Raw genomic sequence first — 13,128 nt, forward strand, 5'->3', positions numbered from 1 at the left:
CGACCGGCCCGCGGGGCGGTCCGGCGGCGTCCTCCACAGGTCGCCGACCGGGTCCGCCCCCGCTGTCGGAGGGCCGTGGCAGGCTCTGCCGCGTGACCCTGACCGTCCACCGTGCCTCCCGCACCGACGAGCTCGCCGCCGGCCTCGGTGCGCTGCTCGCGCGGCCGGCGCCGGGGGCGGACCCGTTCGCCGACGAGCTCGTCGTCGTGCCGGCGCGCGGCGTCGAGCGGTGGCTCGCCCAGCGGCTCTCGCACGACCTCGGGGCCGGGCCCCGGGGAGGGGACGGCGTGTGCGCCGGGGTGCGGTTCCTCAGCCCGGCCTCGCTCGCCTCGCTGCTCGTCGGGCGGGAGCAGGACGACCCGTGGGACCCGGCACGGCTGACGTGGCCGGTGCTCGCGGCGATCGACGCCCACCTGCACGAGGAGTGGTGCGCGCCCCTGGCGCGGCACCTCGGGGCGATCGCGCTGCCCGGCGACACTCCGGGCAGCGCCGACCTGCGTCGCGGGCGCCGGTGGTCGGTCGCGCGACGGGTCGCGGGGCTGCTGGGGTCGTACGCGGCTCAGCGTCCCCACCTGGTGGCCGCCTGGCGGGCCGGCGACGACGTCGACGGTGCCGGCGGGCAGGTGCCCGACGACCTGCGCTGGCAGCCCGAGCTGCTGCGCCGGGTGGTCGCCGCGGTGGACGCGGCCCCGCCCGACGAGCGGCACGCGGCCGCGCTGGAGCGGCTGCGGGCCGGTGCCGACGACCTCCCGCTGCCGGCCCGGGTCTCCCTGTTCGGGCACACGCGGCTGCCGACGGCGGAGCTCGAGCTCCTCGAGGCGCTCGCCGCCACCCGCGACGTGCACCTGTGGCTGCCGGTCGCCTCGCCCGTCCTCGCCCGGCGGCTCGACGCGATCGCCGCCCCCGCGGGGCCGCGGCGCCGCGACGAGGACACCAGCGCACGGGCAGCCGCCCACCCGCTCCTCGCGGCGCTGGGACGCGACGCCCGCGAGCTGCAGCAGCGGCTCGCAGCCGTCGACGGGGTGCGGACCGACGACCTCGACGACCTCCCGGAGCCCTCGCCCGCGGCCCCCGTCCTCCAGCTGCTGCAGGCCGACGTGCGCGCCGACCGCGTCCCGACCGCCGAGCAGCGCGCCGAGCGCGCCCGCGACGTCGACGACTCCGTGCAGGTCCACTCCTGCCACGGGCCCGCGCGGCAGGTCGAGGTGCTGCGGGAGGTGCTCGTCGGCATGCTCGCCGACGACCCGACGCTGGAGCCGCGCGACGTCCTGGTGATGTGCCCGGACGTGGAGACGTACGCGCCGCTGGTCGAGGCCGGTTTCGGCCTGGGGGACGATCCCACCGCCGGCGGTGCCGCCGGCGGCGGCCCGGACGGAGGCCCCGGCGGCAGCAGCGCCCACGAGCGGCACCCGGCCCACCGGCTGCGGGTGCGGCTGGCCGACCGGGCCCTGTCGAGCGTCAACCCGCTGCTCGCGCTGGCCGAGCGCCTGGTCGCGCTCGCCGGCGGCCGTGTGACGGCCTCCGAGGTGCTCGACCTGGCGGCACAGCCGGTCGTGCGGCGCCGCTTCGGTCTCGACGAGGACGACCTGGACCGCGTCGGCGCCTGGGTGCGCGACGCCGGCGTGCGGTGGGGCCTCGACGCGGAGCACCGGGCCGCCTACCGGCTGGAGGGCGTCGGGCAGAACACGTGGCGTGCCGGCCTCGACCGGGTGCTCCTCGGCGCGACGATGCCCGGCGAGGGCGGAGCGTGGGTCGGCAGCGCCCTGCCCCTCGACGACGTGGACAGCAACGACGCCGACCTGGCCGGCCGCGTCGCCGAGCTGGTCGACCGCCTCGCCTCCGTGCTCGACGGCCTCGCGGGGCCGCGCCCGGCCGGGGAGTGGGCGGCGCACCTGGCGGCGGGGGTCGACCTGCTGGCCGCCGTCGCGCCGCCTGACGCCTGGCAGAGCGCCGAGCTCGACCGTGAGCTGGCCCGGCTGGTGCCGCTCGCCGACGGCGCTCCCGTGGCCCTGCCCGACGTGCGGGCCATGCTGGCGCGCCAGTGGGGCGGACGACCCACCCGAGCCGGCTTCCGCACGGGCACGCTGACCGTCGCGACCCTGGTCCCCATGCGCTCCGTGCCGCACCGCGTGGTGTGCCTGCTGGGGGTGGACGACGGGGTGTTCCCCCGGGCCACCGTCGCCGACGGCGACGACGTGCTCGCCCGGACGCCGCTGCTCGGGGAGCGCGACCCGCGCAGCGAGGACCGGCAGCTGCTGCTCGACGCAGTGATGGCCGCCGGCGAGCGCCTCGTCGTGCTCTACACGGGCGCGGGCGAGCACACCGGTGGGGCGCGGCCGCCTTCCGTTCCCGTCGGCGAGCTCGTCACGGCGGTGCACGCCACGGCGCCGATCGCCCGCCCGGTCGTGACGGCCCACCCGCTGCAGCCGTTCGACGCGGCCAACCTGCGCCCGGGCAGCGACGACGAGCGCGCCCTCACGCCGGCGGGCCGGGGGCCGCTCAGCTTCGACGCCGCCGCCCTGGCCGGAGCCCTGGCCGCCCGCGGCCCGCGCAGCGTGCCGTGGCCGCTGGTGCGCGAACCGCTCCCGCCGCGCCGGCCCGCGACCACGGCCGGCGCCGGCAGCGCCCGCGGTGCCACGGGCGCCGTCGGGGCGGGGGACCCGGGCACCGTCGACCTCGACGACCTGGTGCGCTTCCTCGTGCACCCGATGAAGGAGTTCCTGCGCACCCGGCTCGACGTGGCGACGCGCTTCGACGCCGACGAGGTCGTGGACGCGATCCCGCTCGAGCTGGACGGGCTCGGCCGGTGGGGCGTGGGCTCGCGCCTGCTGGCGGACGCGCTCGCCGAGGTGCACCCCGACGACGCCCGCGAGGCGGAGCGGCGACGAGCCCAGCTGCCGCCGCGCGCGCTCGGCGACCGGGTGCTCGACGCCGCCGTCGGCGACGTCCGCGAGCTGCACCTGGGCACCCGCGAGCTGCGTACCGGCGAGGCCCGCACGCTCGAGGTCGACGTCGACCTCGGCGACCTCGGTCGGCTGGTCGGCACGGTTGGCGGGGTGCACGGCGGCAACCTCGTGACGGTCGACTTCTCGTCGCTGAAGGCCAAGCAGCGGCTCACCGCCTGGGTGCGGCTGCTGGCGCTCAGCGCGAGCCACCCCGACCGCAGCTTCGTCGCCCACACGGTGGGCCGCGCCGGGCGGGCCGGGCCGAAGCGGGCGATCGCCGGTCCGCTCGACCACCGCGCCCTCGAGTGGCTGCGCGACCTCGTGGAGCTGCGCGAGCGCGGGCTGCGCGAGCCGCTGCCGCTCCCGCTGCGCACCGGCTGCGCGGTCGCGGAGGGGATCCGACGCCAGCGCGCCGGCGACGACGTCCCGATCGCGGAGGTCGCCCGCCGCGAGTGGGTGACCGGCTTCGACGCTCCCGTCCCGGGCGAGGCGGAGGACGCCGCCCACGTGCAGCTCCTCGGGCGCGCCGCGCCGGTCGACGTGCTGCTCGAGGTGCCGCGCGACGACGAGTGGTGGCAGCCGGCCTCGGCGGGGGCGGCGTTCCGCACCCGGCTGGGACAGCACGCGTGGCGGGTGTGGGGCCCGCTGCTGGAGGGCGCGGAGAAGGTGGGTCCGCTGTGAGCACGACCGACGTGCAGCCCTTCGACGTGCTGGCCCCCGACCTGCCGACGGGCACGACCCTGCTCGAGGCCAGCGCCGGGACCGGCAAGACCTGGACCATCGGGGCCCTCGTCACCCGCTACGTCGCCGAGGGCCACGCGGCGCTCGACGAGATGCTGGTCGTCACCTTCGGGCGCGCCGCCAGCCAGGAGCTGCGTCAGCGGGTGCGCCAGCAGCTGCTCGCCGCCGCCGACGGTCTGGCCTCGGCGCTCGGACGCCCCGAGTCGGGTCCCGGGTCGGGTCCCGCGTCGGGCCCCGCGTCGGGCCCCGCGTCGGGCGGCGCCGGCGACGACGACCCGGCACCCGAGGTCGACGAGGTCGTCGCGCTGCTGCGGCGCGGCGACCGCGCGACGCTGGAGCTGCGCCACCAGCGGGTCGTCGACGCGCTCGCCCACTTCGACGGCGCCACGATCGCGACCATCCACCAGTTCTGCCAGCAGGTCCTGCGCGGCCTGGGGGTCGCCGGCGACACCGATCCCGCGGCGCGGCTGGTCGAGGACGTGGACGACCTGCGCGACGAGGTCGTGGACGACCTCTACCTGCGGGGATTCGCGGACGACCCGTCCCCGGCCTTCGACGTCGCGACGGCCCGCCGGGTCGCGTTCGCAGCGGTGCGCGACCCACAGGCGGCGATCGTGCCGACCGAGCCGGCGCCGGGCACGGCCGCGCAGCGCCGGGTGGGCTTCGCCCGCGCGGTGCGCACCGAGCTCGACCTGCGCAAGCAGCGCGCGGGCCTGCTCGGCTACGACGACCTGCTCGGCCAGCTCGCCCGGGCGCTCGAGGCGCCGGACGCTGCGGCGCGCGTCCGGATGCGCCAGCGCTGGAAGGTCGTGCTGGTCGACGAGTTCCAGGACACCGACCCGGTCCAGTGGCAGGTCTTCGACCGCGCGTTCAGCGGTCACGCCACCATGGTGCTGATCGGCGACCCCAAGCAGGCGATCTACGCGTTCCGCGGCGGGGACGTGACGACGTACCTCGAGGCGGCCGAGACCGCGGCCACCCACCGCACGCTCGCCACCAACTGGCGCTCCGACCGGGGCGTCGTCGACGGCCTCGGCCGGCTCCTGGGGGGCGCGGCCCTCGGCGACGAGCGGATCGTGGTGCGTCCGGTGGGCGCCCACCACTCGGCCTCCCGGCTCCAGCACGCCCCGTCCGGGGCGCCCGTGCGGCTGCGGGTCGTCGAGCGGTCCGCCGTCGGGCGGGTGGGGCGTCCGACCGACGGGCTGCGGATGGAGGCGGCGCGCGCGTTCGTGGAGACCGACTGCGCCCGCGACGTCGCCGCGCTGCTGGCCTCGGACGCCGAGTGGGACGGCCGGCCGCTGCACGCCGGCGACGTGGCCGTGCTGGCGCACAAGCGCCGCCAGCTGGTGGGGCTGCAGGCGGCGCTGCGCGCGGCGGGCGTACGCGCGGTGCTCGCGGGCGGCGGCAGCGTGTTCGACACCCCCGCGGCCGAGGAGTGGCTGGCCCTGATGGAGGCGCTGCGCGCGCCGCACCGCTCCGGGCTGGTGCGGGCCGCGGCACTGACGGCGTTCTTCCCCGAGACGGTCGCGAGCCTGGCGGCCGGCAGCGAGGCGGACGCGGACCGCGCCACCGAGCGGGTGGCCGGGACGCTGCGCGAGTGGGCCGACCTGCTGGGACGCCGGGGCGTGGCGGCGGTCTTCGAGGCGGCCGTGGGCCGCGGGCTGTTCGAGCGGGTGCTCGCGCAGACGGACGGCGAGCGCCACCTCACCGACCTGCGGCACGTCGCCGAGGCCCTGCACCTCGCGGGCCGGGGCGACGCCCGCGGCGGCGGCGTCGGCGCGCGAGGCGAGGCGCGCGGCCTGGTGGGCCTGGTGGCCTGGCTGCGCCGCGAGATGGTCGAGGAGGAGCGCGAGGGCGTCTCGGAACGCACCCGTCGCCTCGACAGCGACGCCGCCGCCGTGCAGCTGGTGACGGTGCACGGCAGCAAGGGGCTGCAGTACCCGGTCGTCTACCTGCCGTGGCTCTCCGACCGGTGGGTCGCGCAGACGCCGCCCGTGCCCCTGTTCCACCTGCCGCCCGGCCCGGACGGGCGTCGTCCGCGGGCCATCGACGTCGGCGGCCCCGACGGGCCGCACTGGAACGCCAGCAAGCGCGAGCACCTGCGGGAGGACGCGGGCGAGTCGCTGCGGCTGATGTACGTCGCGCTGACCCGGGCCCAGTCCCAGGTCGTGACGTGGTGGGTGCCGACCACCAACACCCCGGCGTCGCCGCTGCACCGGACGCTGTTCCGCAGCGACCCCGGCGCTGCCACGGTCGAGGACACCCGTCCGCTGCCCACGGACACCGACGCCCGCGAGCGCCTCGGCCGCCTCGCGGGCGACGGCCTCGTGGTCGAGCCTGCGGTGCCGGCCGACCCGGTCCCGCCGCGACCGGCTCCGGCGCCCGAGACGCTCTCGGTGCGTCGCTTCGACCGCGACGTGGACCCGGGCTGGCGGCGCACGTCGTACTCCGCGCTCGCGGCGGGCGGTTCCGGCGGCCACGGCGACGTCGCCGGGACGCCGGCGCCGACCACGGAGCCGGAGCTCGTGCCGCGCGACGACGAGGAGGTCGGCCCGGAGGTCGGGACGACGCCGGCGGAGCAGGCGGGCGCCGCTGCCCCCGACCTGCCGACCGACCCGGTCTCGCCGATGGCGGACCTCCCGGTGGGGGCGACCTTCGGCTCCCTGGTGCACGGCGTCCTGGAGCACGCGGACCTCGGGGCCGAGGACCTCGAGGCCGAGCTCGCGGCGCTCGTGGCCGAGCAGCGACGCTGGTGGCCGGTGCCCGGCCTCGACGAGGAGGTCCTGGTCGCCGCGCTCGTCGCGGTCGCCCGCAGCCCGCTCGGGGCGCTGGCCGACGGGCGTACGCTCGCGTCCCTCCCGCGCACCGACACCCTGCGCGAGCTCGACTTCGAGCTGCCCCTCGCGGGCGGCGACGCCGCCCGGCCCGGCGGACCGGTGCTGGGCGACCTCGCGCCGCTGCTGCGCCGGCACCTGCCGGAGGAGGACCCGGTGCGGGGGTACGCGGAGGCGCTCGACGCCGATCCGGTGCTCGCGCGCCAGGCCCTGCGCGGCTACCTCGGCGGGTCCGTGGACGTCGTGCTGCGGCTGCGCGACGGCGCGGGTCCGGAGCGCTACCTGGTGGTCGACTACAAGACGAACTGGCTGGGGCCGTTCGGCGAGGGCGTGACGCTGCGCGCCTCGGCGTACCGTCCCGACGCCACGGCCGCCGCGATGCGCGGCTCGGACTACCCGCTGCAGGCGCTGCTGTACTCGGTCGTCGCGCACCGGTTCCTGCGCTGGCGCCTGGCGGACTACGACCCGTCGACGCACCTGGGCGGGGTGCTCTACCTCTACCTGCGGGGCATGTGCGGCCCCGACACCCCGGAGGCCGACGGCGGCACCTGCGGCGTCTTCGCCTGGCGTCCGCCGGTGGCGCTGGTCGAGGCCGTCAGCGACCTGCTGGACGGGGGAGCGCGATGACCGAGCTGTTCGAGCCGGACGGCCCGCACGACGTGCGGGTGGCGGTCGGGGCCCCGCCGGGCCGCCTGCGCGACCTCAACGCCGCCGGTCTGCTGACGGCCGCGGACCTCCAGGTCGCCCGCCGGGTGGGGGAGCTGGCCGCCCGGGCCGCCGGGCGCGACGCGTCCGTCCTCGCCGGGCTGGGCGACGACGACACGGTGCTGGTGCTCGCGCTGTGCCTGCGGGCGCTGCGGGCGGGGTCGGTCTGCGTCGACCTCGCCGCGCCGCCGGAGGTCGACGGTGCGACGTGGCCCGCGAGCGAGGCGTGGGCCGAAGCGGTCGACCGCAGCGACCTCGTCGCCCAGGGCGTGCTCCACCGCGCCGGGACGCTGGTGCACCTGGACCGCTACCACCGGGAGGAGGAGCAGGTCGCCGCCGACCTGCGCGCCCGCGAGGAGCTCGCGGCACCCCCCGTCGACGAGGCCCGGCTGGCTGCGGACCTCGACCGCGTCTTCCCCGAGGACCGGTACGCCGAGCAGCGCGCCGCCGCGCGCCACGCGGTGACCCGCCGCACCACCGTCCTGACCGGCGGCCCCGGCACGGGCAAGACCACCGCGGTCGCCGGCATCCTGCAGCTCCTCGAGGGGCAGGCGCAGGCCCTGGGCGTGGCGGCGCCGCGCGTGGCGCTCGCCGCGCCGACCGGCAAGGCGGCCGCGCGCCTGGGCGAGGCGATCGCCGAGGCCGGCCTGGAGGGGTTCGGCGCGACGACCCTGCACCGCCTGCTCGGGCGGCGGCCGGGCAGCGACACCCGCTTCCGGCACGACCGGGCCCACCGGCTGCCGTACGACGTGGTGGTCGTCGACGAGTCGTCGATGCTGTCGCTGAGCATGACCGCGCGCCTGCTGGAGGCCGTCCGTCCCGAGACCCGGCTGATCCTGGTCGGTGACCCCGACCAGCTCGCCTCCGTCGAGGCCGGCGCGGTGCTGGCCGACCTCGTCGCCGGCTTCGCCGACCCCGACGGTCCGGTCGTGCGCCTGCGCACGTCCCACCGCTTCGGCGGCCGGATCGGGGACCTCGCGGCCGCGCTGCGCCAGGCCGCCGGGCTCGACGACGTGCAGGCGGCCGACGCCGTGCTGGCCGTTGCGGCCGCGGCCGCGTCGGAGCCGGCCGCGGCGCCGGGGCCGGCGGAGGGCGACGTGCGCCTGGTCGCGCTGCCGGACGACGACGGGGTCGACGCGCGGCTGCTCGACGAGCTGCGTGCGCAGGTGCTGCCGCATGCCCGGCGGCTGCGGGCCGTGGCCGAGTCCGGCGACGTGGAGCAGGCGCTGGAGGTGCTGGCCGAGCACCGGCTGCTGTGCGCCCACCGGGCGGGCCCGCGGGGCGTCGCCTCGCTCAACCAGCGCATCGAGGGCTGGCTGGCCGACGAGGACGCCGGGGTGGCGCCGGGCGGGTCGTACGCCGGGCGCCCGCTGCTGGTGTTCCGCAACGACCCGCAGCTCGGGCTGTACAACGGCGACACCGGTGTCGTCGTGCGCTCCTCGACCGACGGCACCCTGCGGGCCGTCTTCGCCACCGGCGGCGCGCGGCGCGACCTGGCGGTGAGCCGCCTGGGGGACGTCGAGACCATGCATGCGATGACGATCCACAAGGCGCAGGGCAGCCAGGCGCGGTCGGTGACCGTGGTGCTGCCCGAGGTCGACTCACCGCTGCTGACGCGTGAGCTGCTCTACACCGCGGTCACCCGCGCCAGCGCGCTGGTGACGATGATCGGCAGCGAGGCGTCGCTGCGCGGAGCCGTCCTGCGCCACGTGCAGCGAGCGAGCGGGCTGCGCGAGCGCCTGCGCCCCCGCCGGTCCGACGGGTGACCCCGCCGACGACCTGAGCGGGTCCGGGTCAGTGGCAGTCGATCCGTTCCTGTGCGGCGACCACCAGGTCGACGAGGGCGGCCGCCTCCTGCTCGTCGTCGGTGCTGCCGACGGTGGTCCAGCCGAGCGGCGCGCGGGTGGCGGCGATGCCACACGACTCCGAGACGACGAGCGTGGCCTGCTCGTCGTCGACGTAGACCTCCCGCCCGTCGACCGTGACGGGCTCGCCGGCGTCCGCGAGCCACATCGCCATCAGGGCGGGGTCCACGGACCGCGAGGCGAGCCGGACGTACGCCTCGTCGCTCACGTAGGAGCAGGTCACGCCCGTGCCGGAGGCCGCGCCACGGGCCAGCCGGACCTCGCCGATCTCCTCCGCGACGACGGGGTCCGTGGCGGACGGGCAGGTCTCGGGCAGCTCCGCGAGCGGGACGTCGGCGGCCCCCACGCCCTCGGCCAGCTCCCGGGCCACCTGGACGAGCAGGTCGGCGGGCACCACGGGATCGGCGTCGTCGCGCAGCAGGCTGTCCACGAGGACGAGGTCGTCGCCCACCTGCGCGGTCACGCGGATCCCGTCGTAGGAGTTGAGCGTCGTGTACGCGACGTCGCCCAGGCCGTCGAGCGGCTCGGGCTCGGGGGCCCGCAGCGCCGACCCGGTGGTCACGGCCAGCAGCGACCGGCCGTCGTCGAAGCCCCGCACGCCCGCGTTCACCACCCCGCCGAACGAGCAGGCGACGAACGTCTCCTGTCCCGGGGCCAGCGAGACCGTCGGTCCGGGCGGGGCCTCGCCGGTGAGATCGAGCTCGTAGCCGGCGTCGGCGAGCGCGGAGGTCACGGCGTCGACGGTGTCGACGGAGAACAGGTCGCACGGTGTGGACGCGGCGTCCGTCCCGCCGGCCGGCGTCGAGGCGGCGTCCGAGGTGGCCGAGGACCCCGAGGACCCACCGGCTCCGGGACCCTCGTCCGCGGCGGTGCCGCAGCCGGCGAGCAGCAGGAGGGCGAGGCCGGTGACGACGGAAAAAGTTCGCATGGTGCTCCGTGTACCCGATTCTGCGGGCGCCACACGCACACGTGCGTACGCCCCGCACCCGCGCTCACACCGGCGGACCCGCGGACGTAGGTCGGGCACACTTCCGGCATGTCCCGGAACAGGCGCAGCGTCGCGGTGCTGGGGGCGGTCGTCGTCGTCGTGGTGGGGGCGGTGGCGCTCTGGTGGCTCACCCGGCCGGCGACCGGCCTCGACGCCTTGGCGGACGATCCCGACCTCGTGGCCTGCCTGGAAGCGCAGTCCGTCGCGACGGAGGACCTCGCAGAGCTCTCGCCCCGGCAGCAACGGGACGTGCTCGCCTCCTGGGGCGGCGCCGGCTGCGTCCTCGAGGCTGCCGACGACGAGGCGCTCGGTCGCGTGGTCGTCGAGGCCCTCCCGGCGCTCGAGGACGACACGCGCGACCAGGTCCGCGAGACCCGCGGCGTGGTGCTCGTGGAGCTGGTCCGCGACGCGGACGACGACGCCGCGCAGGCCGATCTGGTCGAGGCCACCGGCCGACTGCTCGCCGCCGCGCGGAGCAACGACGACGGCTGGTTCACCGACGACGCCGAGCGGTGGGACCAGGCTGCGCTGGCCAACGGCGTCCAGCAGGCGGTGGCGCTCGAGATCGTCGCCGTGGACCGGGGCCCGGTGCCCGGCTACGAGGACTTCCTCGACGACCAGGGTCTCGACGACGGGGTCGACGCCCGCACGCGGTTCCTCGACGCGGAGCTCGCCGACGGGACGGCCCTGTGGCGCGAGGTCAGCGAGGTGGCCGACCGGATCGACGACGAGGTGGACGCCCGGCTCTGACGCGACGGGCGAGGTCGGGACCTCACTCCGCCGCGCCGTCGCCCCCGTCACCCGTGTCGCCCGAGAGCTCCGAGACGGTCACCAGCGTGAAGCCCTGCTCGCGCAGGGCGGCGACGACGGTGGGCACGGCGGCCGGGGTGGCGGCCGCGGCCCCGGGCAGCGTCACCACCGAGCCGCGCTGCGCACCGGCGAGCGCCTGCGCGGTCAGGTCCTCGGCCGACGCGGCGGACGCGTCGGCGTCGGGGGCGGCCTGCTCGACGATCGTGAGGCCGGCCGTCGCGGCCCGGCGCTGGACCCCGGCGTCGGCCGCGGCGTACGGCGCGAGCAGCAGCGTGGGCGTCGTCCCCGCGGCGTCCTCGACCACCTCGACCGAACGGCGCAGCTCGCCGTCGAGCTCGGGCAGCGGCAGGCGCGTGAGGTTGCGGTGGCTCCAGGAGTGGGCGCCGATCTCGTGGCCGGCCGCGCCGATCGCGGCCGTCGCCTCGGGGTAGGTCGCGGCCTGCTGGCCCAGCACGAAGAACGTCGCCGGGGCGTCGTCCTCCGCGAGGGCGTCGAGCACGGCCGTGGTGCGGTCGTCCGGGCCGCCGTCGAACGCCAGCGCGACGCACTGCTCGACCGTGCAGTCGACCGGCTCGCCGGTCTCGGCCGCGGTCGGCTCGTCGGCGGCCCCGTCGGCGTCCTCGGAGGCCCCGTCCTCCTCGTCCTCGACGGGCGGGACGGTGCCGGGCGGCAGGGGCGGGGCGCCGGGGGAGACCAGCGCGTCGCGGGCCTGCTCGCCGAGGTCCGAGAGCAGCTCCTCGGTGGTCTCGCCGGGCAGCACGACGTTGATCCGGCCGGTGTTGGTCGGCGCGATGCTCATCTCGTCGAAGCCCACGAACAGCTCGCCGTTCTCCGTGAACGCCATCACCGGCGCGCCCTGGACCAGGGCGGCCGCCAGCGTGTCGGCGTCGACGGAGGCCTGGTCCTCGAGGGCCTCGGTCACGGCGCTCGCGAGGGCGTCGACGTCGTCGACGAGGGCGGTGTTGGGCACGACGGCGTCCGACGCGGCGTCGTACCACTGCGTCGCCCAGGTCTCCCGCGAGCCGGTCGGCTCCACCGCGTAGTACTCCGTGAGGACGCCGACCACGTCGTCGCTCGAGCCCACGAGGCTCCACGTGACGTTCAGCTCCTGGTCGGCCGCGTCGTCCTGGGCGCCCTGGTACGCCTGCACCCGCGCGTCCACGCGCTGCTGCAGGGCCCCGTCGAGCGACGCCAGGCCGAGCCGCGGCCACGTCGCGTGCAGCTCGGTGGCGGGGTCGGTCACGGTCACCGTCGCCGCGCCCGGCGCGGTCTCCAGTACCGACGGGTTGACCACGGCGGGGTAGGTGTCGACGGTGACCAGCGGCTCCTCGACCGGCGGCTGCGAGGGCGCCAGCTCGTGCGGCTCGTCGGGCTCGGTCGCGACGTCGTCGGTGCAACCGGACAGGGCGATCACGCCTGCCGTGATCAGGGCGACGGCGGCTCGTCGGGCCATGGTCCTCCGTTCGGGCGGGTCCGGCCCCACGGGCCTCGATCCGGGGGCAATCATGCCAGTGACCGGGGCACCGGGTCGGTGCCGCCTGCCGCTGCGGGGGCCCGCGACGCACTATCGTGGAGCCGGACCCGACCCCCGACCGGAAGGCCGACATGCCGTTCCTGCTGCGTGTGGAGCTGCCCGACGTCCCGGGATCGCTGGGCCGGGTCGCCTCCGCGATCGGTGAGGCCGGCGGCGACATCGAGGCCATCGAGATCGTCGAGCACCGCCCCGACGGCACGGCCGTCGACGACGTGCTCCTGGAGACGCAGCCGGGCGCCATGCCCGACTCGATCGTCTCGGCGTGCACGGCCATCGAGGGCGTGCGGGTGATCTGGATCAGCCGCTACGCGGCGGGCGGCAACCTGTTCCTCGACCTGGAGGCCGTCGAGGACCTGACCGCCCACCCGCACGAGGCCCTCGACCGGCTCGTCGACCTCATGCCCGTGACGTTCCGCGCCGACTGGGCCGTGCGCACCCGCCGCGCCGCCGACGGCTCGGCCGAGGTGCTGCACCGCACGGGCGCCGCGCCCTCCACCGTGTCCTGGTTCGTCGTCGAGCGTCCCACCCGCATCGACGCCGAGCACGACGAGATCAACGTGCTCTGCGGCGTCCCGGTCGAGGACGAGCAGATCGTGGTCGGTCGCCGCGGCGGCCCCGCCTTCCTCGACTCCGAGCTGGCGCGGATGGGACACCTCGTCGCCCTCGCGCAGTCCATCGCCCGACAGGCCTGAGCCGCCCACGACGT

At 77.4% G+C, this 13,128-nt stretch carries 7 protein-coding genes; 5 read left to right on the plus strand and 2 right to left on the minus strand.

From position 1 onward, the window contains the following. Positions 1-92 precede the first annotated feature (92 nt). From recC to recD, 3 genes are read left to right on the plus strand one after another with little or no spacing between them, the layout of a single operon-like run. Positions 93-3,626, plus strand: a complete 3,534-nt coding sequence (recC, locus tag RDV89_RS09950; protein ID WP_315732875.1) for an exodeoxyribonuclease V subunit gamma — start codon at positions 93-95, stop codon at positions 3,624-3,626. After that, complete coding sequence (locus RDV89_RS09955) at positions 3,623-7,147, plus strand: UvrD-helicase domain-containing protein (RefSeq protein ID WP_315732876.1); 3,525 nt, start codon at positions 3,623-3,625, stop codon at positions 7,145-7,147. Before recC ends, RDV89_RS09955 begins: the two co-directional genes overlap by 4 nt. Next, positions 7,144-8,991 (plus strand): exodeoxyribonuclease V subunit alpha, encoded by a 1,848-nt coding sequence (gene recD / locus RDV89_RS09960; RefSeq protein WP_315732878.1) that lies wholly within the window; start codon positions 7,144-7,146, stop codon positions 8,989-8,991. The genes RDV89_RS09955 and recD overlap by 4 nt, the downstream gene beginning before the upstream one ends. Positions 8,992-9,019: 28 nt before the next feature. On the opposite strand, the gene RDV89_RS09965 is transcribed toward recD, so the two are convergent. Further along, positions 9,020-10,018, minus strand: a complete 999-nt coding sequence (locus tag RDV89_RS09965) for a hypothetical protein (protein ID WP_315732879.1) — start codon at positions 10,016-10,018, stop codon at positions 9,020-9,022. Between the two features lie 108 nt (positions 10,019-10,126). On the opposite strand from RDV89_RS09965, the gene RDV89_RS09970 reads away from it, so the two are divergent. Further along, on the plus strand, positions 10,127-10,828 hold the full coding sequence (locus RDV89_RS09970; protein ID WP_315732881.1) for a hypothetical protein: 702 nt from the start codon (positions 10,127-10,129) through the stop codon (positions 10,826-10,828). A gap of 22 nt (positions 10,829-10,850) precedes the next feature. Here RDV89_RS09970 and RDV89_RS09975 read toward each other — a convergent pair whose 3' ends face one another. Continuing rightward, entirely contained in the window at positions 10,851-12,341 is a 1,491-nt protein-coding gene (locus tag RDV89_RS09975; protein WP_315732882.1) for a polysaccharide deacetylase family protein, read from the minus strand. A gap of 116 nt (positions 12,342-12,457) precedes the next feature. Here RDV89_RS09975 and RDV89_RS09980 point away from each other — a divergent pair, with 116 nt between their 5' ends. Beyond that, entirely contained in the window at positions 12,458-13,114 is a 657-nt protein-coding gene (locus RDV89_RS09980; RefSeq protein WP_315732885.1) for an ACT domain-containing protein, read from the plus strand. The last annotated feature ends 14 nt before the right edge of the window (positions 13,115-13,128 follow it).

This window comes from Nocardioides imazamoxiresistens (assembly GCF_032378595.1).
GTDB lineage: Bacteria > Actinomycetota > Actinomycetes > Propionibacteriales > Nocardioidaceae > Nocardioides > Nocardioides imazamoxiresistens.